Source organism: Pseudomonas sp. A-RE-22, from assembly GCF_019956035.1.
GTDB lineage: Bacteria > Pseudomonadota > Gammaproteobacteria > Pseudomonadales > Pseudomonadaceae > Aquipseudomonas > Aquipseudomonas brassicacearum.
Genome location: NZ_JAHBCZ010000008.1, coordinates 83,953 through 110,943, shown reverse-complemented (window position 1 = coordinate 110,943; position 26,991 = coordinate 83,953). Strand labels below are relative to the sequence as shown.

Genomic DNA, 26,991 nt, shown 5'->3' with positions numbered 1-26,991 from the left:
CGGATGGTGATCCTTCAATGGACTTCAAAGACTATTACAAGATCCTGGGTGTCGAGCCGACGGCCGACGACGCCACGATCAAGGCCGCCTATCGCAAACTGGCGCGCAAGTACCACCCGGATGTGAGCAAGGAAAAGGACGCCGAGACCAAATTCAAGGACGTCTCCGAAGCTTATGAAGCGCTGAAAAGCGCCGACAAGCGCGCCGAATACGACGAACTGCGCCGCTACGGCCAGCACGGCCAGCCGTTCCAGGGACCACCGGGCTGGCAGAGCCGTGGTGGTTTTGGCGGCCAGGACACCGGGGACTTCTCGGACTTCTTCAGTTCGATCTTCGGCAATCGCGGGCCGGGTTTCGGTGGTGGGCAGTCAGGTCGCAGTGCCGGCCGTCGAGGACAAGACGTGGAAATGGAATTACCGATCTTCCTGGAAGAGACCCTGTCGAGCGAGTCGAAAAAAGTCAGCTTCCAGGTGCCGCAGTACAACGCGGCCGGCCAGCATGTGAGCAACACCAGTAAAAGCCTGAACGTGAAGATTCCGCTGGGGGTGACCGACGGCGAACGCATCCGCCTCAAGGGCCAGGGGGCGCCGGGTATCGGTGGCGGTGCCAATGGCGATTTGTACCTGACCATTCGTTTCGCGCCGCACCCCAAGTTCGACGTCGAAGGCCAGGACCTGATCATCACCTTGCCCCTGGCGCCGTGGGAACTGGCGCTGGGCACGGAAGTGGCGGTGCCGACCCTCACCGGCAAGATCAACCTCAAGGTCCCGGCCGGCAGCCAGAACGGCCAGCGCATGCGCGCCAAGGGCCACGGCCTGCGCAACAAGGCCGGCGAGCGCGGCTACCTGTTCGTGCAGCTCAAGGCCGTGATGCCAAAGACTGGCGATGAGGCGGTCAAGGCGTTGTGGGCGGAACTGGCGAAGAAAGCCGCGTTCGATCCGCGGGAGAACTTCTGAATACATCGCATGTGGGAGCAAGGCTTGCCCGCGATGAATGCAACTCGATCTCCAGGAGTTGAGGCGCCCCTGTCGCGAGCAAGCTTTGCTCCCACAGATTGGGTGTTCACAAGGGTAGACGGGGCTAGACTCGACAGTTAAAGCATTGGGAGAAGCAGACCATGAGCAACCCGATCATTGAACTGAACCTGAGGGAGTTCTGCGAGGCCGCTTCGTTGGCGGACATCCATGTCATCGAAATCGTCGAGCATGGGATCCTCGAGCCCGAAGGCACGGTGCCGACAGACTGGCGTTTCACCGATTACGAACTGCTCCTGGCCAAGCGTGCCGCCAAGCTGCATCACGACCTGGACCTGGAGTGGGAAGGCGTCGCCCTGGCCCTGGATTTGCTGGAAGAGGTCCAACAGTTGCGCACCGAGAATCGCCGGCTGCGACAGCAATTGAAACGCTGGGTGGGATAACGGCGGCGGGTCATATCCCGTCGAAAATAGATAGATAGCGATAACCATAAATAGTTACCGCATCCAGCGCTGTGGCACTGAGTAGGCTCGGGTTTTCCAACAACAAGGATGACCCGATATGCCAGAACCGATTCTTGGCCCTGTGCGCCCGGAAAGCCGCGGCATGCACTTGGACCTGCTCAAGACCCGAATTCCCGGCTGGTACAGCGGCGCTATCGTGCAACGCCAGCAGGAACTGAGCGACCATGTGCTGGACCTTCCAGATTGGTACGTGAAGGCCTCCCACGAAACCAGGGCCCGCCTCAAGCGCAGTCACGCCCGCTACCGCGAAACCCTGAACCAGATCGACAATGTGCTGGGCAATGTCCAGGACATTCGCGCCTTTGCCGAGCCGTTGCTCAACCAGGCGATCCAGGATGAGTTCAAGCGCACGCAGAACGTCAATCAGGTTTATTTCGTCCGCAAGTACGGGCGCCAGGCGCGCGGTGATTTTTTTGGCGCGTTGGTGCTCGACAGCGAGGGCAGCCATTTCGATCGCTACGAATACCACGGCACTTCGTTGCTGGAGGCCGCGCTGGCCAATTTCGACGCCGACGAAGAGCGCAAGCCCGGCTGTGACGACTGCAGCCTCATTACTACGGTGCGGCCGTTTTATACGGGCGAGGTTGTTCCGGCCATCAACGCCTTTCGCGCCGGGGCGTTGCCGATCACGCCCGAGGCTTTTGCCAGGCTGTGCCGCAAGCTGGACCTGGGGCGCCGCTATCAGGAACACATCAACGCCATCGTACGGCCGATCGACCACCAGTTGGATCGCCAACTGCGCGCGCATCACCAAGAGGGATTGGCGCTTTGTGTCGAGGTCGCCTGGGCCAAGGGCGACATCAGCCTGGCCGCTTACCGAATGTTGCAGCAGGTGGTCAGCGATCAGCGCGAGGTCATGCTCGATGGGCGGGCGGTGACGTTCACCTCATTGAGCATTTTCGGCATCGGCTTGGTTGGCCCGGTACTGATCGGGCCCGACCGGGAGAGCAGTCGGCGGGTGGAACGGGTGGTGGTCTACCTGCCGGGCGATCCTGAGCAACCCCTCAAGGAATATGCGTCCAGCGGCGAATTCATGGTCGATCTGCGCCGGCGTTTGCATCGCGTCGCCTACCGGCGCTTCTTCAGCCGCTTTGTGCCGTTGCGCCAACTGGGCGGATTTTTCCAGCGCTTCAACCGCCTCTACCAACCCGGCGCGCCAGCGGATGATCAGGCCGATTACCCGCTCAAGTCGAAATTGCCGGCACTGCCCATGGAGACGTCCTCCCTGCCCGACCCCTTGTGGGAATCGCTGCGTCGCAGGCAGATCCAGAAGATCCAGGCCGATGCCCGGGCGGTGGCGGTGCCCACCGGTGATGAAGACAAAAAAACCCGTCTGGCGCGGCTGGACAGTTACCTGGATGCCGTGATCGATGTCTTCAACCTGGCAGCGTTCGTGGTGCCAGGGCTTGGGCCGCTGATGCTGACGGTGGGCGCTGTGCAGATGTTCAACGAAGCGTTCGAGGGCATCGAAGCGTTCGAGCGCGGCGAGACCCGGGAAATGTGGGCGCATTTCTCCAGCGTGGCCCTCAACACGGCATTCGTCGCCACCGGTGCGGCGGTGCTGCCGCACATTCAGTGGTCGAGCACGGTGGAGCAGTTGGAACCGGTCCAACTGGCCAATGGCGATTCACGCCTCTGGCGCCCCGACATGGTGCCTTACCGGAGTACGCTGGAGCCGCCGGCGACCTTGGGCCCGGATACTCAAGGGCTGTACCGGGTCGAGGGTCGAGACGTTGTGTCGTTGGACGACCAGAATTACCAGGTGCAACAGGACCCGACGACCCAGCGCTATCGCATTCGTCATCCTTCCCGCGGGCCGGACGCCTATCAGCCTGGGCTGACGGACAACGGTAGCGGTGCCTGGAGCCATGAACTGGAACGGCCGCGCAGCTGGGAAGGGGCTACGCTGATGCGCCGGCTCGGCCATCGCGTCAAGAGGTTCAGCGACGCAGAGCTGGAGCAGATCCGTACGGCCAGTGGCACCAGCGAGCAGGTGTTGCGGCGGCTGCATGTCGAGGGTGAACCGATGCCGGCCTTGCTGGCCGACACGATCAAGCGCTTCGACCTGTGCCGGCAAGTCGACGATTTCATCGGGCAACTGCAAAGCGAAGATCCGCTGCAGTATGAACACGCCGATCCGATGACCCAGTTGCATCTACTCACGGGCTACGGTCCGTGGCCAAAAGGGCTCAAGCTCAAAGTGGTCGACGGCGGGGGCAGGACGCTTTGGGAATACGTTCGCCCATCGGAAGAAGGGGACCGGGTTCGCGACGTCATCATCCGCGAGAGGAAAGTCCGCACACCCTGGGTGTTGAAGAATCTGATCGAGACGGTGGACGCTGCGGGGGGCGATCTGTTGGCGGGCACGAGCCCGGCAATTGCGAAAACCAATATGGACGCTCGGATCCAGCAGCTGCGCAAGACACTCGCCGCCGTGGTGGTGCGGGAAAAAATGCACGTGTTCAACGATTACTACGCCAAGGAAGACGTGTCGAGCGAGCCGCGTGCAGCACTGATCAAGTCGCGGTTTCCCTCGGTTCCAGCGGCGGCCATCGAACAGGTGGTGGCGTTTGCCAACCCGGCCGAGCAACAGCAAATGGCCGCTTGGGACTTCGCGGATACGACCCAGACCAAACCCATTCCACTGCGTATCGCCGAAGAGCTGCGGGACTACCAGCGAGCGCTGCGTTTGAACCGGGCCTACGAAGGGCTCTATCGCGAGGCGTTGGTTACGGCCGACACCCCCCGACTGGTGTTGGCGACCTTGAAGAGCTTGCCCGGATGGAACGACGCGGTGCGCATCGAGCTGCGCGACGAGGTGTTTTCAGGCGCCTTGATCGACAGCGTCGGCGCCCAGGACGCAATGCAGACCAAGGTCGTGGTCAAGGACGGTGAGCGCTACAAGGCCTTCGACGACAACGGCAATGAACTGAGCCACTGGGATAGCCTCTACGATGCCGTGCAGCATGCGCTCCCCGATGCGGAGCGGCGGGCCATGGGCCGCCCTTCGGTTCATCACGGCGCCCTCTTGCAGAAGGCTGTCGGTGCAACACCATTGAGCCGAGCTTCGCTGGCGAAGCACCTGCAGATGCAACCGCGCAAGTCATCCTTCAAATCACCGATGCGCCTGGCCTCGGGCAAGGTTGGTTACCCCATGAGTGGCGTGCGGGGGTTGTTGGGCCTGGGGCGGTCCCCCGAGCGTCGGGTGCTGGATTTGTACCCGGACTATACGAGTGAGCAAGTCCAGGCCCTGTTGCGGTCCCTGGGGGATCAAGCCGTTCCCGAACTCAAGCGGCGCAAAGTCGAGCTGGATACGCTGATCCGCGATCTGGACCGCTGGGCCACCACCCCCGTATGGCTTGATGCGGGTAATGATCGTCTCGAGCAACTGCTACCCGCGATCAAGCGGGGTGTGGCTAATCGAATTCAATGGTGCTGGCGGCGCCAAGGCCCGATCGTTGCGGCGGCGGATGGCAGCAGGGTTGGCTATGAGCTTAATCTGAGCGGGGTGGCGTTAGGGACGCTGCCAGGTCTGTCGGCCGACTTCAGCCATGTGGTCTCGCTGAAGCTGCGTAGCATGCGCTTGGCGGAACCCTCCTGCGACACGTTCCTCAAGAGCTTCTCCGCGCTCCGTTGGCTGGACATGTCGTTCAACCGCCTGAACGATCTTCCCCCTTCGGTGGAGTTGATGGAGGGGTTGACCCGGCTGCACTTGGCGATGAATGAAATCACCCTGTCCGCGCGCAGCATTCAGATTCTTGAAGGGCGTACCCAGCTGAAAATCCTCGACCTGAAATGGAACCCCCTGGGCCAATTACCGGATTTCAGCCGGTTGCCCGACCTGCGCAGGCTGAATCTGAACGGTACCGATATCAGCACTTGGCCGACTGGCCTGCGCGACCTGCCGCTGGAAGAGCTCGATTTGCGCAACAACGAGTTGACCGAAGTGCCGACCGAACTGACGGATCCACCGGCCGAGCGTGCTCACGCCACGGCACGGGTCAATGGCGTGACCTTCGTGCAGAACAATCCACTGAACGAGGCGACCCAGCAGCGCTTGCGTGATTATTGGGCGAACCTCGCAACGTCGCATCCCGAATGGGTGACCTTTCGTTCGCCTGGCGCGTTTGAACATGTCCCAGGGGGAAGGCTATCGGATGTGGATCGATGGCTGCTAGACCTGCCCAGGGAGCAACAGCAGGACAAAAATACACTGTGGCGGAGCCTGGAGGCTGAAACGCAGTCCAGGGAGTTTTTTCAGCTGTTGAACCGATTGGCCGGCTCTTACCAGGACGTGGAAAATTATCCGGACCTCCAGGCGCGTGTCTGGCAGATGCTTGAAGCGATCAGGGACTCCACCGACTTGCGCCGTGAGCTGTTCGACCTGGCTGGCGCGCCGGCGTGTGAGGATCGCGCCGCGTTGTCCTTCAGCTACCTGGAAATCAAATTGATGATCCACAACGCCAAGGCCCTGACGGTGGGAGAACAGGAGGCTGTGGCGCTGATCCGGCTGGCCAAGGGGCTGTTTCGCCTCGATGAGGTGGAGCGTATTGCCCTGCAGGATATCCAGCTGCGGCGTGACACGATCAATGCTCGTGAGGATCTCACCGCCGCGCAAAAGAATCGGCTCATCAGGCAGATCGAAGAGGTGGAGGTGCGGTTGGCCTACCGTGTCGGTCTCAAGAGTCGACTGGAACTGCCGGGACAGCCCAAGGGTGGGCGCTTTATCCAGATGGCCGGCGTTACGGCAGAGATGCTCAATGCGGCGGCGGCCGAGATCCTGGCGCTGGATGATTCACCGAAGCAATTGCAGTCGCTGGTTGGCCGGGACTTCTGGATCGATTACGTGAAGCAAAAACGCGCGAGCCTTTTCCAGGCGATGAATGATGGCCTCATCGCCAATCAGCTTGCGCTGGATGAGGCGAAAGCGGCCGGAACCCTGGAGGAGCCTGACTATGTCAGCCAATCCGAGACACTGGGCTTGCAACACAAGGTCAAGGAAGCGGAACTTATCCAGTTATTGACCGAAGAGGAGCTGGACGCCCTGGTGGAAAGCACGGACCTGTAAGACGACCCCGAAAAAATGTGGGAGCGAGCTTGCTCGCGATAGCGGTGGTTCAGTTTGCATACGTGTTGAATGTGCCGCCGCCATCGCGAGCAAGCTCGCTCCCACAGGATCAAAACAGGAAATAGCGCTGCGCCATCGGCAGCACTTCAGCCGGTTCGCACCACAGCAACACGCCGTCGGCCTTGACCTGGTAGGTCTGTGGGTCAACGTCGATGCTCGGCAGGTAGTCGTTGTGGATCAGGTCGGTCTTCTGCACGTCGCGGCAGCCTTTGACCACGGCGATTTTCTTCTTCAGCCCAAGCTGTTCCGGCAACCCGGCGTCGGCGGCGGCCTGGCTGATGAAGGTCAGGCTGGTGGCATGCCGTGAGCCGCCGTAGCTTGCGAACATCGGCCGGTAGTGCACCGGTTGTGGCGTCGGGATCGAGGCGTTGGCGTCACCCATCAGGCTGGCGGCAATCGCCCCGCCCTTGAGGATCAACGTCGGCTTGACGCCGAAGAACGCCGGGCGCCACAGCACCAGGTCGGCCCACTTGCCCACTTCGATGGAACCCACTTCATGGCTGATGCCGTGGGTGATCGCCGGGTTGATGGTGTACTTGGCGATGTAGCGCTTGATGCGGAAGTTGTCGTTGCCTTCGCCGTCGCCGGGCAGGGCGCCGCGTTGCTTCTTCATCTTGTCGGCGGTCTGCCAGGTGCGCGTGATGACTTCGCCGACGCGGCCCATGGCCTGGCTGTCGGAGCTGATCATCGAGAACGCGCCGAGGTCGTGGAGAATGTCTTCGGCGGCGATGGTCTCGCGGCGGATGCGGCTTTCGGCGAAGGCCACGTCTTCGGCAATGCTCGGGTCCAGGTGATGGCAGACCATCAGCATGTCCAGGTGTTCGTCGATGGTGTTGCGGGTGAACGGCCGGGTCGGGTTGGTGGAACTGGGCAGCACGTTGGCGAAGCCACAGGCCTTGATGATGTCCGGCGCGTGACCACCACCGGCGCCTTCGGTGTGGTAGGTGTGGATGGTGCGGCCCTTGAAGGCGGCGAGGGTGGTTTCGACGAAGCCCGATTCGTTGAGGGTGTCGGTGTGGATCGCCACCTGCACGTCGTACTGGTCGGCCACGCTCAAGCAGTTGTCGATGGCTGCTGGTGTGGTGCCCCAGTCTTCGTGCAGCTTCAGGCCGATGGCGCCGGCCTTGACCTGCTCGATCAACGGCTCCGGCAGGCTGGCGTTGCCCTTGCCGGTGAAGCCGATGTTCATCGGGAAGGCGTCGGCGGCCTGGAGCATGCGCGCCAGGTGCCATGGGCCGGAGGTGCAGGTGGTGGCGTTGGTCCCGGTGGCGGGACCGGTGCCGCCGCCGATCATGGTGGTGACGCCGCTCATCAGCGCTTCTTCGATCTGCTGGGGACAGATGAAATGGATGTGGGTGTCGATGCCGCCGGCAGTGAGGATCATGCCTTCGCCGGCGATCACTTCGGTGCTGGCGCCGATGGCGATGGTCACGTCGGGCTGGATGTCCGGGTTGCCGGCCTTGCCGACGGCCGCGATGCGTCCGTCCTTGAGGCCGACATCGGCCTTGACGATGCCCCAGTGGTCGATGATCAGCGCGTTGGTGATCAAGGTGTCGACGACCTCGGCGGCCAGCAGCTGGCTTTGGCCCATGCCGTCGCGAATCACCTTGCCGCCGCCGAATTTCACTTCTTCGCCGTAGGTGGTGAAGTCTTTTTCCACTTCGATCCACAACTCGGTGTCGGCCAGGCGGACCTTGTCACCGACGGTGGGGCCGAACATGTCGGCGTAGGCTTGTCTCGAAATCTTCATGTGCTCGCCTTGAAACTCAATTGATAGTAAGGCCGTTCGCTGCGCTCACTTTTCGCGAGCAGGCTCGCTCCCACAGTTGACCGCATTCCCCTGTGGGAGCGAGCCTGCTCGCGAAGGGGCCAACGCAAATGCCGTGACCTAAAGGTTGCCCATGACCCGCCCGGCAAACCCGAACACCCGGCGATGCCCGGCCAGGTCCACCAGTTCCACCTCGCGGCTCTGGCCCGGTTCGAAGCGCACCGCGGTGCCGGCCGGGATGTTCAGGCGCATGCCACGGCTGGCGGCGCGGTCGAAGGTCAGGGCGTCGTTGGTTTCGAAAAAGTGATAGTGCGAACCGACCTGGATCGGCCGGTCGCCGCTGTTGGCGACGTTCAGCGTGAGCGTGCGGCGGCCGACGTTGAGTTCGATGTCGCCAGGCTGGACCTGGTATTGCCCTGGAATCATTGCGGTTGCCCCAAAGTCTTGTAGTAAATGGCGGTCGGTGTGTAGGTCCCGTCCGGGCTCTGGCAGTAGTCGGGCAGTTCGCCGACGCGGGTGTAGCCCATGGCCCGGTAGAACGCCTCGGCCTCGGAGCCGGCCTCGGTGTCGAGGTACAGCAGGCCGCGCTTGTGCTGACGGGCGCCGAGTTCCAGGGCACTCATCAATTGCTGGCCCAGGCCACGACGGCGGGCCTCGCCGCGGACCAGCAGCTTCTGCACTTCGGCGCGATTGAGTCCGTTGGGCTTCTGGCACAGGGCAAGCTGGACGCTGGCCTGCACCTGTTCATCCTTGACCACCACCCACAGCAGCAGGTGGCCCTGGTTGAGGCTGGCCTGGACCTCGTCGAAATAGGCGCGGGCCTGGACGGCATCGAGATCGGCCATGAACCCCACGCTGGCGCCGTACCCGACGGCGTCGAGCAACAGATCGATCAGGCCCTGGCGATAATGCGCAAAGCTTTCAGCGTGGACTCGACGTAACTGGGCGGGGTTCATAGGCATCACTCCTTGTCGAAGACGGGCGGTTGCGCCCCGGGATTGAGGACCAACTGCATGAAAGTCAGATCCAGCCAGCGGCCGAACTTGGTACCCACCTGGGGCATCTGCCCGGTGGTGACGAAACCGGCGCGCTCGTGCAGTCGAATCGAGGCGACGTTGCCGCTCTCGATGGCGGCGACCATCACGTGTTTGCCGCAGGCCCTGGCGCGCTCGATCAGTGCGCTCATCAACAACGGGCCGAGGCCATTGCCGCGCTGGTCGCTACGTACGTAGACCGAATGCTCCACGGTGTGCCGGAAACCATCGAAAGGCCGCCAGTCGCCGAATGAAGCGTAGCCGAGCACGTTCTCCTCGGCGTCGACCACCACCAGCACCGGATAGCCTTGGGATTGTCGTGTACTGAACCACGCCTGGCGATTGCCCAGGTCCACTGACTGTTCGTTCCAGATCGCGGTGGTGTTCAGTACCGCGTCGTTGTAGATATCGCGGATCGCTGGCAGGTCCGGGTGTTGGGCGTCACGAACGTGGTGAGTCATTGCGTGGCCTCAGGCGATGGGCTGGTGGACGGTGACCAGTTTGGTGCCGTCGGGAAACGTCGCCTCGACCTGGATCTCGGGGATCATTTCCGGGATGCCTTCCATCACCTGTTCGCGACTCAGCAGCGTGGTGCCGTAGTGCATCAGCTCGGCGACGGTCTGGCCGTCACGGGCGCCTTCGAGCAGGGCCGCGGAAATATAGGCCATGGCCTCCGGGTAGTTGAGCTTCAGGCCACGGGCCAACCGTCGTTCGGCGACGAGGCCGGCGGTGAAGATCAACAGCTTGTCTTTTTCGCGTGGGGTCAGGTCCATGTGCAATCCATAAAGGCAGATAAAAAATTTTCGCGGTAAACCCATTCCACTGTGGGAGGAGCCTGTGGGAGCTAAATCTGTGGGAGCAAAGCTTGCTCGCGATAGCAGCGCCTCGGTCGATCAGAAGGACCGCGTTATCGTTCATCGCGAGCAAGCTTTGCTCCCACAGAGTTTCATTGCTTCCACTCCATTGCTCCCACAGAAAAACAGATTCATGTGCTCCAGATCCGGGGTGGCACGGCCTCTCTTCCAAGCAATGCAGGCCTGAGCAAGCGCCACAACTCAATCAACCACCCGCGCGCCAGCAACGCCTCGCTCGCCAGGCAGCGGGCCACGACCAGGCCGGGCAATTGGGTCAGGTCGCCACGTACGTCATGGCCCAGGGATCGGCACTGCTCCAACAGCTCGCTGTCGATCTCGCCGGTCACCAATAACGTGGCAAACACTGGATCGCCGCCCAGCCCGATGGGTGAGTCGAGCAACCCATCACCGCCCACAATGCGCTGGCGCTCGTGCCACAGCAACTGGCCGTCGCGGCGAATGTCCAACCGTGACTGGAAATGCCCCAGGTCGAACCGCTCGCCGCTGGCCGGTCGGCCGAGGGCAACCATGTCCCAGTAGAACAGGCACCCGTCGCCCTGCAGGTCGATGCAGGTGCTGAGTTCGGCCTGGGCCGCGCTGAAGACGATGGTCTCCTGGGGCAGCCATTCCAGGGTCGCGCCGGGAGCCACGCTCAGGGTCAATTGCTGATACGCAGGACCCGCGGCGCGATACCACTTGGCCGCGCCGGGGCTGGTCAACTGCGCCCAGGCGCCCGGGCCGACGTGGGCCGAGATGTCCAGTCGGTCACCGCCGGCAATCCCGCCGGGCGGGTGGACAATGATGTGCTGGCACACCTCAGGGCCTTCGGCATACAAGTGCTTCTGCACCCGCAGCGGGCCTTTATGACGGCGCTGTACCGGACGCGTGCAATCGCCGAATCGGGCGTAACCCAGTTCCAGCTCGGCATGCCAGCTGGGGGTGAAGATGGCCGAAGGCGCCAATGAACAGACAGGTAGATTCATGATTTCTGATTATCTTCAGGACGCTACAGACTAGATCGTAACCAGCCCGCGCACACCCTCGGCTTCCATATTTTCTCCGCGCCCCTGCTGCACGATCTCGCCCCGGGACATCACCAGGTACTGATCGGCCAGCTCGGCGGCGAAGTCGTAGAACTGCTCCACCAGCAAAATCGCCATGTCGCCCCGGGCCGCCAGTTTCTTGATCACCGCTCCGATCTCCTTGATCACCGAGGGCTGGATGCCTTCGGTGGGCTCGTCGAGAATCAGCAGGCGTGGACGGCTGGCCAGGGCCCGGCCAATGGCGAGCTGCTGTTGCTGGCCGCCGGACAAATCACCGCCACGGCGTTGTTTCATCTGCAGCAGCACCGGGAACAATTCGTAGATGAATGCCGGCACTTCCTTGGCTTCGGAGCCGGGAAAGCGCGACAGGCCCATCAGCAGGTTTTCTTCCACCGTCAGCCGCCCGAAAATCTCCCGGCCCTGGGGCACGTAGGCGATGCCGGCATGCACTCGTTGGTGTGGCTTGAACGTGGTGATGGCTTTGCCTTCCCAATTCACCGCGCCTTCCTTGGCCGGCAACAGGCCCATCAGGCATTTGAGCAGGGTGGTCTTGCCCACGCCGTTACGCCCCAACAGGCAAGTCACCTCGCCGACCTTGGCGTCGAACGACAGGCCGCGCAGGATGTGGCTACCGCCGTAGTACTGGTGCAGTTTGTCGACTTGCAGCATGTCTTGAATTCCCCTCAAGTCCTCTGTGGGAGCAAAGCTTGCTCCCACAGAGAACAGTGTTTGCAGGTCTACCGACCGAGATACACCTCGATCACCCGCTCATTTTCCTGCACCTGTTCCAGCGACCCTTCGGCCAGCACACTGCCCTGGTGCAGCACGGTGACGTGGTCGGCAATCGCGCCGACGAAGCCCATGTCGTGTTCCACCACCATCAGCGAATGCTTGCCCGCCAAGGACTTGAACAGCTCGGCGGTGAACTCGGTCTCGGCGTCGGTCATGCCCGCCACCGGTTCGTCGAGCAATAGCAATTGCGGGTCTTGCACCAGCAGCATGCCGATCTCCAGGAACTGCTTCTGCCCGTGGGACAACAGCCCGGCGGCGCGGTTGACCGAGGTGGTGAGGCGGATGGTCTCGAGCACTTCGTTGATACGGTCGTGCTGCTCGCCAGTGAGTTTTGCCCGCAGGCTGGCCCATACCGATTTGTCGGTCTTGAGTGCCAGCTCCAGGTTCTCGAACACGCTCAACGCTTCGAACACCGTGGGCTTCTGGAACTTGCGACCGATGCCGGCCTGGGCGATCGCCACTTCGCTCATGCTGGTCAGGTCCAGGGTTTCGCCGAACCAGGCCTTGCCATGGCTGGGGCGGGTCTTGCCGGTAATCACGTCCATCAGCGTGGTCTTGCCGGCGCCGTTGGGGCCGATGATGCAGCGCAATTCGCCGACGCCGATGTACAGGTTCAAATCGTTCAAGGCCTTGAAGCCGTCGAAACTGACGCTGATGTCTTCCAGGGTCAGGATGGTGCCGTGGCGGGTGTTCAGGCCCACGCCAGCCGCTTGGCCGAGGCCGATGGCGTCGCGGCTGCTGCCGGCGTCCTGGCTGGGTTGCGGTGGAAAGAAGGCGGGTTCGAGCATGAATTCGGCACTCGCTGTGATTCTCATTGTTCACCTCTTTTCTTCAGCAGACCGATCACGCCCTTGGGCAGATACAGGGTCACGACGATGAACAGCGCACCGAGGAAAAACAGCCAGTACTCAGGAAACGCCACGGTGAACCAGCTCTTCATGCCGTTGACCACACCGGCGCCCAGCAGCGGCCCGATCAGCGTGCCACGCCCGCCGAGGGCGACCCACACGGCGGCCTCGATGGAGTTGGTCGGCGACATTTCGCTGGGGTTGATGATGCCCACCTGCGGCACGTACAACGCCCCGGCCAAGCCGCACAACACCGCGCTCAACACCCAGACGAACAGCTTGAAGCCACGGGGATCGTAGCCGCAGAACATCAGGCGGTTTTCCGCGTCGCGCAGGGCGGTCAGCACCCGGCCGAACTTGCTGCGGGCCAGGCGCCAGCCGATGAACAGGCTCGCCACCAGCAACAACACCGTGGCGAAAAACAGCACCGCCCGGGTGCCCGGCTCGGTGATGCCAAAGCCCAGGATCGAGCGGAAATTGGTGAAGCCGTTGTTGCCGCCAAACCCGGTTTCGTTGCGGAAAAACAGCAGCATCCCGGCGAAGGTCAGGGCCTGGGTCATGATCGAGAAATACACGCCCTTGATCCGCGAACGGAAGGCAAAAAAGCCGAACACCAGCGCCAGCAAACCCGGCGCCAGTACCACCAGGCACATCGCCCAGAGGAAACTGTCGGTGCCGGCCCAGTACCAGGGCAACTCGGTCCACGACAAGAAGGTCATGAACGCCGGCAAACCATCGCCGGCGGCCTGGCGCATCAGGTACATGCCCATGGCGTAGCCGCCCAGGGCGAAGAACAGGCCGTGGCCCAGGGAGAGCAAGCCGGCGTAGCCCCAGACCAGGTCCAGGGCCAGGGCGACGATGGCGTAGCAGAGAATCTTGCCCACCAGGGTCAGGGTATACGCCGAGACGTGCAGCGGATTGTCAGCCGCCAGCAGCGACAGTAGCGGCAGGCTCAGCAGCACGGCCAGGATCAGCATGCCGACGACGAGGGTGACTTTGGGACCGGCCTTTTGCGTGGCCGTGAGCATCAGGGGCTGGTTCATCAGTCGATTACCCGTCCTTTGAGCGCGAAGAGGCCTTGCGGACGCTTCTGGATGAACAGAATGATCAGCGCGAGGATCAGGATCTTGCCGAGCACGGCGCCGATCTGCGGTTCGAGGATCTTGTTGGCGATGCCGAGGCCGAACGCAGCGAACACGCTACCGGCCAACTGGCCGACGCCGCCGAGCACCACCACCAGGAACGAGTCGATGATGTAGCTCTGGCCCAGGTCCGGACCGACGTTGCCGATCTGGCTCAGGGCCACGCCACCGAGCCCGGCGATGCCCGAGCCGAGGCCGAAGGCGAGCATGTCCACCCGCCCGGTGGGCACGCCACAGCAGGCGGCCATGTTGCGGTTCTGGGTCACCGCGCGCACGTTCAGGCCCAGGCGTGTCTTGTTCAGCAGCAGCCAGGTCAGCACCACCACGAACAGTGCGAAGGCGATGATCACGATGCGGTTGTACGGCAGCACCAGGTTCGGCAATACCTGAATTCCGCCAGAGAGCCAGGCCGGGTTGGCAACTTCGACGTTCTGCGCGCCGAACACCAGGCGCACCAGTTGGATCAGCATCAGGCTGATGCCCCAGGTGGCGAGCAGGGTTTCCAGCGGCCGCCCGTAGAGGTGGCGAATCACCGTGCGCTCCAGGGCCATGCCGATGGCGGCGGTAATGAAAAATGCCACCGGCAGGGCGATCAGCGGATAGAACTCGATGGCGTTCGGGGCGAAGCGCTGGAACAGCATCTGCACCACATAAGTGGAGTAGGCACCCAGCATCAGCATCTCGCCGTGGGCCATGTTGATCACCCCCAGCAGGCCGAAGGTGATGGCCAGGCCGAGGGCGGCGAGCAGCAGGATCGAGCCCAGGGACATGCCGCTGAAGGCTTGGCCCAGCAATTCGCCCACCAGGAGTTTGCGTTTGACCTGGCTGAGGCTGGTTTCAGCCGCGGTGCGCACAGCGGCATCGGTTTCGACGCCGGGTTCGAGCAAACCTTCCAGGCGCGTGCGGGCCAGCGGATCGCCGGTTTCCCCCAGCAGCCGGACGGCGGCCAGGCGCACACTCGGGTTGGCATCCACCAGTTGCAGGTTCGCCAGGGCCAGACTCAGAGCAGCATGCACATCTTCGTCCTGCTCGCCGGCCAGTTGCCGATCGAGAAACGCCAGTTGCGCCGGGCGCGCGCTTTTTTGCAGTTGCTGCGCCGCGCCCAGGCGTACGCGGGCATCGACGGCGAGCAGTTGATGACTGGCGAGGGCGGTTTCGATCAGCCCGCGCAAGCGGTTGTTCAGGCGCAGGGTCTTGGGTTGGCCGTCGACGGTCAACTGGCCCTGTTGCAGGGCATTGATCAGTTCGACGCGCTCAGGCTCCGGCTGCGCGGCCCAGCTTTCCAGGAGTTTGGCCTGCTGGGTCGGGTTGGCGGCGACGAAGTCTTCGGCTTCCCCGGCGTGGGCGGCCATTGGTAGCAGCAAACATGCTAGGAGGAACAAACGATAAAGGGACATAGCTACGTCCTGTAAGGCGACGACGGACCCTGTGGGAGCAAAGCTTGCTCGCGATCGCGGTGTGTCTGGATGACCGCGATCGCGAGCAAGCTTTGCTCCCACAGAGTTAGGGGCTTGTTCCCAGGCTCAGTTGCTCTTCACCGCATAGTCAGGCTTCTTGTCGTTGCCGGCGATGAACGGGCTCCACGGTTGCGCGCGGATCGGGCCTTCGGTCTGCCAGACCACGTTGAACTGACCGTCGGCCTGGATCTCGCCGATCATCACTGGCTTGTGCAGGTGATGGTTGGTCTTGTCCATGGTCAGGGTGTAGCCCGACGGTGCGGCGAAGGTCTGGCCGGCCAGGGCTTCGCGGACTTTGTCGACGTCGGTGGACTTGGCTTTTTCCACGGCTTGCGCCCACATGTGGATGCCGACGTAGGTGGCTTCCATCGGGTCGTTGGTCACTGCTTTGTCGGCGCCTGGCAGGTTCTTGGCCTTGGCGTAGGCTTTCCATGAATCAACGAATTTCTTGTTCGCCGGGTTATCCACGGATTCGAAGTAGTTCCACGCCGCCAGGTTGCCTACCAGTGGCTTGGTGTCGATGCCGCGCAGTTCCTCTTCGCCCACCGAGAACGCCACGACCGGTACGTCGGTGGCTTTCAGGCCCTGGTTCGCCAGTTCTTTATAGAACGGCACGTTGGAGTCGCCGTTGACCGTGGAAATGACTGCGGTCTTGCCACCGGCCGAGAACTTCTTGATGTTGGCCACGATGGTCTGGTAATCGCTGTGGCCGAACGGGGTGTAGACCTCTTCGATGTCCTTGTCCGCCACACCTTTGGAATGCAGGAACGAGCGCAGGATCTTGTTGGTGGTGCGCGGGTAGACGTAGTCGGTGCCCAGCAGGAAATAACGCTTGGCACTGCCGCCTTCTTCGCTCATCAGGTATTCCACCGCCGGAATCGCCTGCTGGTTCGGCGCTGCGCCGGTGTAGAACACGTTTGGCGACATCTCTTCGCCTTCGTACTGCACCGGGTAGAACAGCAGCCCATTGAGCTCTTCGAACACCGGCAGCACGGATTTACGCGACACCGACGTCCAGCAGCCGAACACCACGGCGACCTTGTCCTGGGTCAGCAACTGCCGACCCTTTTCGGCGAACAGCGGCCAGTTCGACGCCGGGTCCACGACCACCGCTTCAAGCTTCTTGCCGTTCACACCACCCTTGGCGTTGATCTCATCAATGGTCATCAGCGCCATGTCCTTGAGGGACGTCTCGGAGATCGCCATGGTGCCGGACAGCGAATGCAGGATGCCGACCTTGATGGTCTCGGCGGCCTGGACGGTCCAGGCCATGCCCATCGCGGCAATGCTTGCCGAGAGTGTAAAAACCTTGATCAAGCTACGACGCTTCATTGTGCGATCTCCATGGACTTATGAATTTTTTTTGAGGGCAGATGCAAACGCTGAAAGCGCTTTTGCAAGGGGTGTGCCCGGTCGGGGGAAGGCTTTGAAATGCGGGGGTAGGGCGGCTGGAAAGGAGAGCGATGCACCATGAGCGAACGCGTCATGGGTGCTGGTGCGAAGAGGTGCGCCACATTGGGGCGAGAGAATTGCGATGCCCCTGTGGGAGCGAGCTTGCTCGCGATAGGGGAGTGTCAGTCACCGCTAATTTGACTGATCCATCGCCATCGCGAGCAAGCTCGCTCCCACAGGTGATTTTTGTGATCAGGAAAAGACGCCGCTCAGCGACGCCGCATGAGTCCGATGAAAAACAATCCGCCGATAGCGGCTGTCGCGACCCCAATCGGCAAGTCTTCCGGCGCGATCAACGTCCGCGCCGCCACGTCCACCCACACCAGGAACAGGCTGCCGAGCAACACGCAGGCCGGCAGCAACCGACGATGCTCGGCGCCCACCAGGCGCCGGGCAATGTGCGGGACCATCAGCCCGACAAAACCAATCGAGCCGCTGATGGACACCAGCACGCCGGTCATCAGCGAGGCGATCAAGAAGATCCACAACCGCACCTTCGCCGCGTTCAGGCCCAGGGTCACGGCGGTCTGTTCGCCGGCCATCAGCGCGTTCAGCGGCCGGGCCATGCCCAGCAGCAACACCAGTCCCAGCACCACACTGGCCGCCGGCACCGCCAGCAGTTCCCAGCGGGCCAGGCCCAGGCCGCCGAGCATCCAGAACATCACTGCCGAACTGGCGCGATGGTCACCGAGGAACAACAACAGATTGGCCGCCGCCATCATCACGAAGGACACCGCCACGCCGCACAACAACAGCCGATCACTTTCCAGGCGGCCCTGCCGGGCAGCAATGGTCAGCACCAGCAGCATGCTAAGCAGCGCACCGATGAACGCCGCCAGCGGCAGGGTCAGCAGGCCGACAATCTCGCCGACATGCAGCACCACGATGACCGCTCCCAGCGTCGCGCCGGACGTGACGCCCAGCAGGTGCGGATCGGCCAGCGGGTTGCGCGTGACCGCTTGCAGCACCGCACCGATCAACGCCAACCCGGCGCCGACCAAGGCACCGAGCAGCAGCCGCGGGACGCGGATCAGCCAGACGATATGCTCCTGGCCGGGCGTCCAATGGACGTCACCCACCCCGAAGGCCTTGTTCAGCAGGATGTCCCAGACCACGGCCACCGGCACCCGCGCCGGCCCGAAGCCCAGGGACACCACGCACGACACCAACAGCAGTGCGCCGAGGACCATCAGCAGGGCGCCGTAGCGACGACCGTTCATTGGCTGTGAAAACCCCGCGCCAGGGTTTGCACCGCCAGCACGTTATCGATGCCCGGCGTGGCCTGCACGTAAGGGATCACGATGAAGCGCCGTTGCTGGATCGCCTCTACCGATTGCAGGGCCGGGTTATTCAACAGGAATTGCTGTTTCTGCTCGGCGCTGACTTCGCCGTAGTCGACGATCACGATGACCTGCGGGTTGCGCTCGACCACGTTCTCCCAGTTCACCCGGGTCCAACTGGTTTCCACGTCATCGAGGATATTGCGCCCACCGGCTGCGTCGATCAGGGCCTGGGGCATGCCCAGGCGCCCGGAGGTCATGGCGCGGTCTTCGCCGCTGTCGTACAGGAACACCCGCGGTTGCTGGGTGGGCAGGTGCTTGCGCACTTCGGCCACCTGGGCCTGCATCGTGGCGATCAGCGCGTTGGCGCGATCCTGCACGTCGAAGATCTTCCCGAGGTTGCGCAGGTCGTTGTAGGTGTCCTCCAGCGAGGCCGCCGGACGCTTCATCACGAACGCGCAGGATTCGGTCAGTTCGTAGACATTGATGCCCAGCGGTTCCAGAGTCTGCGGGGTCAGGTCGCCGCCCACCCGCATGCCGTAGTCCCAACCGGCGAAGAAGAAATCGACGTTGGCATTGAGCAGGTTTTCCACCGAAGGGTATTTGGCGGCCAGTTCCGGCAGGCCATCGAGGATCTTCGCCATCTCGGGCGTCACCGATTTCCAGCCGCTGATGCCGCTGTAGCCGACCATGTGCGGCTTGAGGCCCAGGGCGAGCATCATCTGGGTCATGTTGATGTCATGGCTGACAGCGTGCCGAGGTGCCTCGTTGAACACCACCTGACGATTGCAGCTCTGGATCGTCAACGGGTAGTGGGTGGCTTCGGCCAAGGCGTGGGCACTGCCCAGCAGCAGGGGCAGCAACAGCAGGGAACGCAAGGTCATGGTTGGGTTATCCAGGTGATTCGTGGGTAGCCGGACAGCGGGTGTTCATCCACCAGGGCTTCGATGCCGAACACCTCGCGCAACAGCTTGACGCTGAGGACGTCCTTGGGCGTACCGCTGGCGACGATGCGCCCGTGTTCGATCACGTACAGGCGGTCGCAGAAGGCGGCGGCCAGGTTCAGGTCGTGGAGGCTGGCGAGGGTGCCGATGCCCAGGCCCTTGATCAGTTGCAGCAATTGCAATTGATAGTGGGGGTCGAGGTGATTGGTCGGCTCGTCGAGGATCAGTAACTGCGGTTGCTGGGCCAGGGCCCGGGCGAGGATCACCCGTTGCTTCTCACCGCCCGAGAGGGTGGCGAATGCATGGTCGCCAAAGCCTGCGAGCCCGGCCGATTCCAGTGCCTGGCGCACCAGCCGGCGGTCGTCGTGATTGTCGCCGTCGAACAGACCTTTGTGGGGCGTGCGGCCCATGGCGACCACTTCCTCGACCGTCAGGCCGAAGGCGTCGGGAAACTCCTGCAGGACCACGGCGATGCGTTGGGCGCACCAGCGCGAGGACTGTTTCCAGACGTTGTGATGCTCGAGTTTCACCTCGCCATGTTCCGGCCGGCTGAAGCGATAGGCGCAGCGCAACAGGCTGGTCTTGCCACTGCCGTTGGGCCCGATCAACCCGACAAACTCCCCGGCCGCCACCTGCAACGTCACGTCACGCAGCTGGAACTGGTGATGACAATGGCCATGGCCCAGGGGCGTCCAGGCGAGGTGGGAGAGGGTTAGGGAGGTCATGCATTCACTCAAGTTTTGGATCGGACCCCCAATCCCTTGTGGGAGCGAGCTTGCTCGCGATAGCGGTGTGTCAGCCGATAGAGATGTGACTGACCGACTACAATCGCGAGCAAGCTCGCTCCCACAAGGGATGGTGTTCACATTTTGGAAAGCGGGCGTGATTGTAGAGGTTTCGCGCCGCCTTCCGTTAACGCACTGTCTTCAGCTTGAAGATGAAGCAATCTCAGGCTGGCGATTGAAGCGGGTGACGAGGCGATCCAGCAACCACACCACCACCAGCGACGCCGCCACCAACGGAAACACCACCGCCAGGGCCAGCATGATGAACACCCCGGCCTTCCAGGTCGGCAGGTCGTGACGCAGCGGCGGTACGCCGAACTTGCCCGCTGGCCGGCGCTTCCACCAGATCACCATGCCACTCACGGCGCTGAGCAGGATCATCAGGCAAATCAGCAGCACGATGATCTGGTTCAGCGGGCCGAACATCTTGCCTTCGTGCAGCATTACCCCGGTTTCGGTGGCGCGGGCCACGACGCCGTAGTGCTCCCAGCGCACATCGGCCAGGACCTTGCCGGTGTATTGGTCCACGTGCAGGGTGGCGTCGTTGCGCGGGTCGTCGGCAAACACGGCGACGGTGAACACGCCGGTGGACGTGGTCGGCAGGGTGATGCTGTAGCCGGGCGTGACCTGGCGTTCGGTGGCGATATCCTGCACCGCTTGCAGGCTGACGGTCGGGGCGGCGGGGCCTTCGTGCATGCCGCCGTGGCCCATGTGCTCGGCATGGTCGCCGGACATCGGCATCGGGGTATTTTCCACGGCCCAGGGCACGGTTTGACGATGGGCGTTGTTGAGGCTGCCGGCCTCGACGTCGGACTTGGGCACGTCATTCCACATCGCCGCCGGGAAGCGGTTCCAGAGGTTGGCGTATTGTTTGCCCCAGAAGCCGGTCCAGGTCATGCCGCTGAGCAGCATCACCAGCAGCAATGCAGCGCCCCAGAAACCGACGACCACGTGCAGGTCACGCCAGAACAGCCGCCCGCGCGCGCTCCAGCGCGGCCACAGCACTCCGGCTGATGATTGCCCGCGCGGCCACCACAGGTACAGCCCGGACACCACCAACACCACGCCCCAACCAGCGGCCATTTCCACCAACCGGTCACCAACGGTGCCGATCAGCAGTTCGCCGTGAATGGCCCGGGCCATGGCTTGCAGGTTGTTCTTTGCATCCTGCTCGCCGAGGACATCGCCGTGGTATGGGTCGATGAACACATTCAGTTCCAGGCCCTGGTCGATCACCACGAATTGCGCGCTGCGTTCGGCATTGACCGGTGGCAGGTACTGTTTGACCTGGCCTTGGGGGTAGGCCTGGCGGACCTGCTTGAGCAGGTCGTCCGCCGCCAGGGTGTGATGCCCGGCCGGCACATTCAGCAGGCTGCCATACATCAGTGGATCGAGTTGCGGCTTGAACAGGTAAATGATCCCGGTCAGGGCCAGCATCACCATGAACGGCGCCACGAACAGCCCGGCATAAAAATGCCAGCGCCAGGCCAGGTTGTAGAAATTGGGTTTCGGTTGGCTCATCGGAAAGCGCTCCGCAGGGCAAATTGGGTTGTTATGTTTTTGGCGTTTTTGATCGTTCCCGCGCTCCTGCATGGGAACGATCAATCAAGTCAGTTGTTAGAAACTCATATCCACCTTGGTCCAGAGCGTGCGCCCCGGTTCGTTGATGGCTTGCGGGTCGCTCGCCGGATAGCCGAACCCGGCGTTGCCGGCCAGGTTCAAGTGCTCGGCGTAGGCTTTGCCGAACAGGTTGTCGACGCCGCTGCTGACCTTCCAGTGCTTGTTGATGCGGTAGGCACCGTTGAGCGAGAACACGCCGAAGCCGGAGCTTTTGCCGTAGTCCTTGCCGACCACGTTGCCCTTGTTCTCGTCGACCCGGTGCTGCGCCGCCACCACCCGCCACAGGGCGCCGGCGCTCCAGCGATCTTCGCTGTAGGTCAGGCCCAGGCGTGCGTCCAGCGGCGGCATTTGCGCCAGGGCGCTGCCGTCGCTGCTGTTCTTGCCCCAGGCATAGGCCAGGGTGGCGTCGGCTTTCCAGCGCTCGCTCAGCTTGTAGGCCGCACCCAATTCACCACCCATGATCCGTGCATCGATGTTCTCGGCCCGCGAGGTGGTGCCCATCATCCCAGGGGTGTAATCGAACAGGATGTAGTCGCGCACCTGCCCGACATAACCCGATGCCCAGGCTTCGAGGGTTTCGGTCTTGTACTGCAGGCCGAAGTCGAGCTGGGTGGTTTTCTCCGGCTTGATCGCGTCGAAGGCATTCAGTGAACCGCTGGGGCCGACGTTCGCCGAGAACAGCTCCCAGTAGTCCGGGAAGCGTTGTGCGTGACCCACGCCTGCATAGAGGGTGGTGGGGCTGTCGTCCAGGTCGTGTTCGTAGCGGACGAAACCGCTGGGCAGCGTGTCGGCACGGGTGTCATCGGCGGTGGGGTTGGGCCGGGCCGACATGCCGGAACCGATGCTCTGGCGGTAGTCCTTGGCCGAGGCACGGTCGAGCCGGGCGCCGGTGATCACCCTGTCGCGGTCGGCGGCGTACCAGGTCAGTTCGCCGAACACCCCGTAATTGTGGAAATCGGCGTCCTTGCTGTACGGCAGGTCCTTGTAGGTATCCACGCCCATGCTGCTGCGTTGGCGATGCTCGTTGGTCTGCGCGTCCAGGCCGCTGATCAACTGCACATCGGCCCAGCGCCAGGTGGCCTTGATGCGGGCGCCGAGGGTGCGGCGGTCGACGTTGGAGGCCATGGGCCCGGCCATCATCCCGGTGCCGGACGGCGTGCGCAGCGTGTAGTTGTCCATCACGTGGTCGGCGTAGTTGTAGTAGACCTGGGCCTCGACCTTGTCCAGCACCTCGCCGATGTTCGAACGCTCGAAACGCAGCCCGAGGCTTTCACGCTTGAACTGCGAGCCGTCCATGCCGCGCCCGGCGTAGCGTGCTTCACCGTCGCCCTTGCCGGCGGTCAGCTCCAGCAGGGTATCGGCGTCCGGCGTCCAGCCGAGGGTGACGTCGCCATTCCACTTGTCATAGCGCGACGGCACAGTGTCGTTATTGCCGTCGCGGTAATCGTCCGAATGCGCGGTGTTGCCGATCACCCGTACATACCCCTGCGGCCCACCGGCGGCGGCATCCACCACTTTGTCGAAACGGCCGTTGGAGCCGGCCAGCACACTGGCGTTGACCCGGGTGCCGAGTTCGCCGAACTGTTCCGGCTCGCGCTCGAACAGCACGGTCCCGGCCGATGCGCCGGGGCCCCAGAGCACGGTTTGTGGGCCTTTGATGACGGTGAGCTTGTCGTAGGTTTCTGGCGATATGTAGGACGTCGGTGCGTCCATCCGACCCGGGCAAGCACCCAACAGCATGCTGCCGTTGGTGAGGATGTTCAGCCGCGAGCCGAACATGCCGCGCAACACCGGGTCGCCATTGGTGCCGCCGTTGCGTACCAGGGCGAAGCCCGGAATGGTCTTGAGGTAGTCGCCGCCGTCACTGGCCGGCACCGGTTGGCGCGGGTCCTTGGGGTTGGTGACGACGGTCAGGGGTGAACTGGGGGCGATGGCGGTGATGACCGTCGGGCTCAGTTCTTCGACCTGATTGTCGTGATGCTCGTGCTCATCGGCGAGTACGAGTGGAGTGAGCAGCAGGCCGCACAGGGCGGCGATGGTCTGGCGTAAACGAACCCGTGGTTCGTTCAGGGAGCAGCGAACCTGGGCAGCGCCCAAAGCGATGTCAGCAGAAAACCTGGACATGATGATTCCATCGAACAGACGTAGACGACACGGTCGGGCAGCATGAAGCTGTCTTGTACGACCGGGGTGAGGTAAGTGTCGGGTTTACGCGTCGAGGGGCGGTGCGCGGGTGCGGGCACCCGGGAAGAACGCTGGCCGGGCATGGGCCAGGCGTGGGGAAAGGCTGGTGTAGGTGTTGGTGTGGGGTGTGTCGAAGACCGCGAAGGTGTGACCGCCAGGCAGTGCGGGGCAATTGAACAGCAGGCTGCAATAGCCGCATTTTTCCCACAACGCATGGTGCTCGCTCTGGGGCGGGCAGTGTTCGGCTGCCGGCGCTTCGTGCGCCGACATGTCCATGCTCATCTCCATGTTCATGTTCATGTCCATGGACACAGGCATGGACATGCCCTGACCCATCGGCATCGACTGGGAAATCAGCGGGCCGATAAAGATCATCAGCATGGCGAACAGGCTGATCCAACTGCCGCGGGTCAGGCTCATGGGCTGACGGCGGGGCATGGACGGCCTGGCGCGAAGTGGTTGCACGGGCGGCTACGTCTACTGGGCGTGCATGTGTGTCTTGGTGCCGTCGGGGGCTTTTTTCTGCACCGCAACGTCGACCGTGACATTCCCGGCTTTTTCGAAATGCAGGGTCATGGCAAAGCGTTTGCCATCGCTGAGCAGGCTGCGGTCCTTCAGGTCCAGCAGCATCACGTGATACGCCATCGGCGCGAAGGTGACGGTCGCACCGGGGGCGATATCCACGACGGGCACCGGTTGCATCTTCATCAGGTCGTTTTGCATCACATGCTCATGGAGCTCGGCCTTGCCGGCAATCGGCGAGTCGACGCTGAGCAGCTTGTCGGCGGTCGTGCCGCCGTTGTGGATCACGAAATACGCGGCCACGGTCGGTGCGTTGGGCGGCAACTCCTGGGACCACGGATGGGCGATCTCAAGCTCGCCCACCTTGTACTGGTGAGCGTGGGCGAAGCCGACGGGAAGCAATAGGGCAGCCAGCAGGATAAGTCTGTTCAACATGGCAATTCTCCGGAACGATTCAGGGCGCAGTTTTATGCGGGAAGAATCAGACCAGAGGCGAGGCGCGGGGATTGAGGCTGGGCCACTGCTGGCGTGGCGTGGGGCTGTCGAGCTTCGAATGGACTGCACTGCGATGGGCCAGCTGTGCATCCAGATACAACTGCGGAACATGCCCGGCGAGCGCCACCAAAGGCGCTGAGCCTGAGCAGCACCAGCAATGCTGCATCGTTGAGTGATCGTCTTTCTGTTGCGTGCTTTGTTCGAGTTTGCCCAGGGAAATCGCCAGCATCTTCGTGCCGCTGGAGGAGCAGAAACTGCCCCACAGCAGTTGCTCGGCTGGCGACTGGGCCTGCGCATTCGCCATCGTGCCACCGCTGCCGGAAAGTGGCATGGCAAGCATGTTGAACAGCACTGCGAAGCAGGCGATCCAGGCAAATGCAAGCCGTTGTCGGGACATGGGGCAATCCGCTCGATGGGCGATCAGGTGGCGGTATTTAGCCTGATCGGGGTTGAGAAGTAAAAAGGCCACGTGCGGTATAGGGTCGCAGGGCTGGTGTTAACAGTAGCAACAGATCTTCAAGTGAGTGCTTTTGTGGCGAGGGAGCAAGTTCCCTCGTCGTGTGTTTTTGATCAATCGGTATTCAATCACTCCAATACAGGAGGGAAGGGAACCTCTGTCAAATGGCCGTCGCATGTAACCTCAAGCCCAAAGCTTTCATGACTTTCATGATAGTTGTGAACTCTGGATTGCCCGTACTCCCCAGTGCTTTGTAAAGACTCTCTCGCCCCAGGCCTGCATCACGAGCAATCTGCGTCATGCCCTTTGCCCTGGCAATATCGTTAAGAGCTGCTCGAACCAGTACGCCGTCACCCGCATCCTCTTCAAAACAGGCATCCAGATAAGCGGCCATTTCCTCAGGCGTCTTGAGGTAAGTGGCTGCATCGAAACGTGTGAATTCTTCAGTCATGATTCACTCCTCATTACCCATGGTTTGCGCCATTTGAACAGCGCGTGCGATATCCCGTTTCTGAGTCGATTTGTCACCTCCCACAAGCAGCAAATAAAGCACGGAGCCTTGACGGGAGAAGTACACTCTGTAGCCCGGACCCGAGTGAATACGCATCTCATACACTGCGTTACCCACCGGTTCGCAATCACCAAAATTTCCATGCTCTGCCGATCGGAGCCTAGCAATGATGCGAGCTTTCCCAGCAATGTCCTTCAGCCCGTTAAGCCAGCTTGAGAATACTCGGGACTGTTCAAATTCGATCATTCGGATCGTATTCCTTGGGATACACATTGGCAAGCAGCACTTTCCTCGGCACGAGACGGGTCGCTCATGCTTAATGACTGCCAGGTGCTGCGGTGGGTATTAAGGAGCGGAACTATAGAATCGAACGTCTTGGACGAAAAAGCCGGCTTCGTCTTGAAAACTTGTCAGAAATGTCGCGCGAATGTGCTGAATTCAGAACCCGTTTTGTACGGATAAAGCGTCCAGCATTTCATTGATCGCTCCAAACTCCCGATCCACCCCCGCCAACACCGGCCGCTTCAACACCAACACCGGCACCCCCCGCTCCCGCGCCACGTCCAGCTTCGGCTCGGTGGCCGTGCTGCCGCTGTTCTTGCTCACCAGCACATCGATCTGTCGCCGTTCGAACAGCTCGCGCTCGCCCTCGATGTGAAACGGCCCACGAGCTCCAATGACTTCGCAGCGCTCATTACCGGGGTAAGCGTCCAGGGCACGCAAGGTCCAGAATTGCTCGGGCGGAATTTCATGCAGATGTTGCAGGGGTTCGCGACCTAGGGTGAAGAGGGGGCGGTGGAAGGGTTTCAGGGCCTGGATCAGTTCGGCCCAGTCGGCCACTTCGCGCCAGTCATCGCCGGCCTGGGGCTGCCATGCCGGGCGGCGCAGGGCCCAGCAGGGGATAGCGCAGGCGCGGGCTGCCTGGGCGGCGTTGTGGCTGATCTGTGCTGCGTAGGGGTGGGTGGCGTCCAGCAGCAGGTCGATGCCCTCGGCGCGGATGAATTGCGCCAACCCTTCGGCGCCGCCGTAGCCGCCGACGCGCACCTGGCAGGTCAGGTCGGTGGGAATGCGACCGATGCCGGCCAGGCTGTAGATGTGCTGGGGCCCGAGGGTGCGGGCGATGGCCAGGGCTTCGGTGACGCCGCCGAGCAGCAGGATGCGTTTCATTTCAAGGCTC

The 26,991-nt window shown here is 62.4% G+C and carries 25 protein-coding genes; 3 read left to right on the top strand and 22 right to left on the bottom strand.

The window, feature by feature from the left end; genetic code table 11:
* Positions 1-17 precede the first annotated feature (17 nt).
* The 3 genes from KGA89_RS05195 to KGA89_RS05185 all read left to right on the top strand — a co-directional run bounded on the left by KGA89_RS05195 (position 18) and on the right by KGA89_RS05185 (position 6,566).
* Positions 18-956, top strand: a complete 939-nt coding sequence (locus tag KGA89_RS05195) for a DnaJ C-terminal domain-containing protein (protein ID WP_003197335.1) — start codon at positions 18-20, stop codon at positions 954-956.
* Positions 957-1,117: 161 nt separating this feature from the next.
* On the top strand, positions 1,118-1,417 hold the full coding sequence (locus KGA89_RS05190; RefSeq protein ID WP_003197337.1) for a chaperone modulator CbpM: 300 nt from the start codon (positions 1,118-1,120) through the stop codon (positions 1,415-1,417).
* A gap of 118 nt (positions 1,418-1,535) precedes the next feature.
* Positions 1,536-6,566, top strand: a complete 5,031-nt coding sequence (locus tag KGA89_RS05185; protein WP_223470813.1) for an NEL-type E3 ubiquitin ligase domain-containing protein — start codon at positions 1,536-1,538, stop codon at positions 6,564-6,566.
* 109 nt (positions 6,567-6,675) lie between these two features.
* On the opposite strand, the gene ureC is transcribed toward KGA89_RS05185, so the two are convergent.
* From ureC to KGA89_RS05075, 22 genes are all read right to left on the bottom strand, one after another.
* Positions 6,676-8,376: an urease subunit alpha gene (gene ureC / locus KGA89_RS05180; protein ID WP_053161789.1), complete on the bottom strand. Its 1,701-nt coding sequence runs from the start codon at positions 8,374-8,376 to the stop codon at positions 6,676-6,678.
* 138 nt (positions 8,377-8,514) lie between these two features.
* A complete protein-coding gene (locus KGA89_RS05175; protein ID WP_003197343.1) occupies positions 8,515-8,820 on the bottom strand; it encodes an urease subunit beta in 306 nt (101 codons plus the stop codon).
* Entirely contained in the window at positions 8,817-9,350 is a 534-nt protein-coding gene (locus KGA89_RS05170; protein WP_003197345.1) for a GNAT family N-acetyltransferase, read from the bottom strand. Before KGA89_RS05170 ends, KGA89_RS05175 begins: the two co-directional genes overlap by 4 nt.
* Positions 9,351-9,355: 5 nt before the next feature.
* Complete coding sequence (locus tag KGA89_RS05165; RefSeq protein ID WP_003197348.1) at positions 9,356-9,889, bottom strand: GNAT family N-acetyltransferase; 534 nt, start codon at positions 9,887-9,889, stop codon at positions 9,356-9,358.
* A 9-nt stretch (positions 9,890-9,898) separates the two neighbouring features.
* The gene (gene ureA / locus KGA89_RS05160; RefSeq protein WP_003197350.1) at positions 9,899-10,201 is read right to left on the bottom strand and encodes an urease subunit gamma; all 303 of its coding nucleotides are present in this window, start codon (positions 10,199-10,201) and stop codon (positions 9,899-9,901) included.
* 212 nt (positions 10,202-10,413) lie between these two features.
* Positions 10,414-11,265: an urease accessory protein UreD gene (locus KGA89_RS05155; RefSeq protein ID WP_053161793.1), complete on the bottom strand. Its 852-nt coding sequence runs from the start codon at positions 11,263-11,265 to the stop codon at positions 10,414-10,416.
* 30 nt (positions 11,266-11,295) lie between these two features.
* A complete protein-coding gene (urtE, locus tag KGA89_RS05150; RefSeq protein ID WP_003197354.1) occupies positions 11,296-11,994 on the bottom strand; it encodes an urea ABC transporter ATP-binding subunit UrtE in 699 nt (232 codons plus the stop codon).
* A 68-nt stretch (positions 11,995-12,062) separates the two neighbouring features.
* Positions 12,063-12,932, bottom strand: a complete 870-nt coding sequence (gene urtD, locus KGA89_RS05145) for an urea ABC transporter ATP-binding protein UrtD (protein ID WP_079301678.1) — start codon at positions 12,930-12,932, stop codon at positions 12,063-12,065.
* A complete protein-coding gene (urtC, locus tag KGA89_RS05140) occupies positions 12,929-14,008 on the bottom strand; it encodes an urea ABC transporter permease subunit UrtC (RefSeq protein WP_003197358.1) in 1,080 nt (359 codons plus the stop codon). Before urtC ends, urtD begins: the two co-directional genes overlap by 4 nt.
* A complete protein-coding gene (urtB, locus tag KGA89_RS05135; protein WP_003197360.1) occupies positions 14,008-15,504 on the bottom strand; it encodes an urea ABC transporter permease subunit UrtB in 1,497 nt (498 codons plus the stop codon). The genes urtC and urtB overlap by 1 nt, the downstream gene beginning before the upstream one ends.
* Positions 15,505-15,630: 126 nt before the next feature.
* Positions 15,631-16,896: an urea ABC transporter substrate-binding protein gene (gene urtA / locus KGA89_RS05130; protein WP_003197362.1), complete on the bottom strand. Its 1,266-nt coding sequence runs from the start codon at positions 16,894-16,896 to the stop codon at positions 15,631-15,633.
* 329 nt (positions 16,897-17,225) lie between these two features.
* Positions 17,226-18,236 (bottom strand): FecCD family ABC transporter permease, encoded by a 1,011-nt coding sequence (locus tag KGA89_RS05125; protein WP_053161797.1) that lies wholly within the window; start codon positions 18,234-18,236, stop codon positions 17,226-17,228.
* Positions 18,233-19,180 carry an ABC transporter substrate-binding protein gene (locus tag KGA89_RS05120; protein ID WP_053161800.1) on the bottom strand — a complete coding sequence of 316 codons (948 nt, stop codon included), beginning with the start codon at positions 19,178-19,180 and terminating at the stop codon, positions 18,233-18,235. Before KGA89_RS05120 ends, KGA89_RS05125 begins: the two co-directional genes overlap by 4 nt.
* The gene (locus KGA89_RS05115; protein ID WP_223470812.1) at positions 19,177-19,965 is read right to left on the bottom strand and encodes an ABC transporter ATP-binding protein; all 789 of its coding nucleotides are present in this window, start codon (positions 19,963-19,965) and stop codon (positions 19,177-19,179) included. The genes KGA89_RS05120 and KGA89_RS05115 overlap by 4 nt, the downstream gene beginning before the upstream one ends.
* A 201-nt stretch (positions 19,966-20,166) precedes the next feature.
* Positions 20,167-21,546, bottom strand: coding sequence for a PepSY-associated TM helix domain-containing protein (locus KGA89_RS05110; RefSeq protein WP_223470811.1), 1,380 nt, complete (start codon positions 21,544-21,546; stop codon positions 20,167-20,169).
* A gap of 96 nt (positions 21,547-21,642) precedes the next feature.
* Complete coding sequence (locus tag KGA89_RS05105) at positions 21,643-23,769, bottom strand: TonB-dependent copper receptor (protein ID WP_223470809.1); 2,127 nt, start codon at positions 23,767-23,769, stop codon at positions 21,643-21,645.
* Between the two features lie 84 nt (positions 23,770-23,853).
* Positions 23,854-24,249, bottom strand: a complete 396-nt coding sequence (locus KGA89_RS05100) for a DUF2946 domain-containing protein (protein ID WP_223470820.1) — start codon at positions 24,247-24,249, stop codon at positions 23,854-23,856.
* Positions 24,250-24,306: 57 nt separating this feature from the next.
* Positions 24,307-24,786: a copper chaperone PCu(A)C gene (locus KGA89_RS05095; protein WP_223470808.1), complete on the bottom strand. Its 480-nt coding sequence runs from the start codon at positions 24,784-24,786 to the stop codon at positions 24,307-24,309.
* Between the two features lie 46 nt (positions 24,787-24,832).
* Positions 24,833-25,243, bottom strand: coding sequence for a DUF2946 domain-containing protein (locus KGA89_RS05090; RefSeq protein ID WP_223470807.1), 411 nt, complete (start codon positions 25,241-25,243; stop codon positions 24,833-24,835).
* A gap of 220 nt (positions 25,244-25,463) precedes the next feature.
* A complete protein-coding gene (locus tag KGA89_RS05085) occupies positions 25,464-25,754 on the bottom strand; it encodes an addiction module antidote protein (protein WP_024617344.1) in 291 nt (96 codons plus the stop codon).
* 3 nt (positions 25,755-25,757) lie between these two features.
* Positions 25,758-26,060 (bottom strand): type II toxin-antitoxin system RelE/ParE family toxin, encoded by a 303-nt coding sequence (locus tag KGA89_RS05080; protein WP_024617343.1) that lies wholly within the window; start codon positions 26,058-26,060, stop codon positions 25,758-25,760.
* 192 nt (positions 26,061-26,252) lie between these two features.
* The gene (locus KGA89_RS05075) at positions 26,253-26,981 is read right to left on the bottom strand and encodes a cobalt-precorrin-6A reductase (protein WP_223470818.1); all 729 of its coding nucleotides are present in this window, start codon (positions 26,979-26,981) and stop codon (positions 26,253-26,255) included.
* Positions 26,982-26,991 lie beyond the last annotated feature (10 nt).

Coding starts and splice junctions, on each gene's coding strand:
- KGA89_RS05195 (WP_003197335.1), top strand. CDS start 18: ATGGACTTCAAAGACTATTACAAGATCCTGGGTGTCGAGCCGACGGCC.
- KGA89_RS05190 (WP_003197337.1), top strand. CDS start 1,118: ATGAGCAACCCGATCATTGAACTGAACCTGAGGGAGTTCTGCGAGGCC.
- KGA89_RS05185 (WP_223470813.1), top strand. CDS start 1,536: ATGCCAGAACCGATTCTTGGCCCTGTGCGCCCGGAAAGCCGCGGCATG.
- ureC (WP_053161789.1), bottom strand. CDS start 8,376: ATGAAGATTTCGAGACAAGCCTACGCCGACATGTTCGGCCCCACCGTC.
- KGA89_RS05175 (WP_003197343.1), bottom strand. CDS start 8,820: ATGATTCCAGGGCAATACCAGGTCCAGCCTGGCGACATCGAACTCAAC.
- KGA89_RS05170 (WP_003197345.1), bottom strand. CDS start 9,350: ATGAACCCCGCCCAGTTACGTCGAGTCCACGCTGAAAGCTTTGCGCAT.
- KGA89_RS05165 (WP_003197348.1), bottom strand. CDS start 9,889: ATGACTCACCACGTTCGTGACGCCCAACACCCGGACCTGCCAGCGATC.
- ureA (WP_003197350.1), bottom strand. CDS start 10,201: ATGGACCTGACCCCACGCGAAAAAGACAAGCTGTTGATCTTCACCGCC.
- KGA89_RS05155 (WP_053161793.1), bottom strand. CDS start 11,265: ATGAATCTACCTGTCTGTTCATTGGCGCCTTCGGCCATCTTCACCCCC.
- urtE (WP_003197354.1), bottom strand. CDS start 11,994: ATGCTGCAAGTCGACAAACTGCACCAGTACTACGGCGGTAGCCACATC.
- urtD (WP_079301678.1), bottom strand. CDS start 12,932: ATGAGAATCACAGCGAGTGCCGAATTCATGCTCGAACCCGCCTTCTTT.
- urtC (WP_003197358.1), bottom strand. CDS start 14,008: ATGAACCAGCCCCTGATGCTCACGGCCACGCAAAAGGCCGGTCCCAAA.
- urtB (WP_003197360.1), bottom strand. CDS start 15,504: ATGTCCCTTTATCGTTTGTTCCTCCTAGCATGTTTGCTGCTACCAATG.
- urtA (WP_003197362.1), bottom strand. CDS start 16,896: ATGAAGCGTCGTAGCTTGATCAAGGTTTTTACACTCTCGGCAAGCATT.
- KGA89_RS05125 (WP_053161797.1), bottom strand. CDS start 18,236: ATGAACGGTCGTCGCTACGGCGCCCTGCTGATGGTCCTCGGCGCACTG.
- KGA89_RS05120 (WP_053161800.1), bottom strand. CDS start 19,180: ATGACCTTGCGTTCCCTGCTGTTGCTGCCCCTGCTGCTGGGCAGTGCC.
- KGA89_RS05115 (WP_223470812.1), bottom strand. CDS start 19,965: ATGACCTCCCTAACCCTCTCCCACCTCGCCTGGACGCCCCTGGGCCAT.
- KGA89_RS05110 (WP_223470811.1), bottom strand. CDS start 21,546: ATGAGCCAACCGAAACCCAATTTCTACAACCTGGCCTGGCGCTGGCAT.
- KGA89_RS05105 (WP_223470809.1), bottom strand. CDS start 23,769: ATGTCCAGGTTTTCTGCTGACATCGCTTTGGGCGCTGCCCAGGTTCGC.
- KGA89_RS05100 (WP_223470820.1), bottom strand. CDS start 24,249: ATGAGCCTGACCCGCGGCAGTTGGATCAGCCTGTTCGCCATGCTGATG.
- KGA89_RS05095 (WP_223470808.1), bottom strand. CDS start 24,786: ATGTTGAACAGACTTATCCTGCTGGCTGCCCTATTGCTTCCCGTCGGC.
- KGA89_RS05090 (WP_223470807.1), bottom strand. CDS start 25,243: ATGTCCCGACAACGGCTTGCATTTGCCTGGATCGCCTGCTTCGCAGTG.
- KGA89_RS05085 (WP_024617344.1), bottom strand. CDS start 25,754: ATGACTGAAGAATTCACACGTTTCGATGCAGCCACTTACCTCAAGACG.
- KGA89_RS05080 (WP_024617343.1), bottom strand. CDS start 26,060: ATGATCGAATTTGAACAGTCCCGAGTATTCTCAAGCTGGCTTAACGGG.
- KGA89_RS05075 (WP_223470818.1), bottom strand. CDS start 26,981: ATGAAACGCATCCTGCTGCTCGGCGGCGTCACCGAAGCCCTGGCCATC.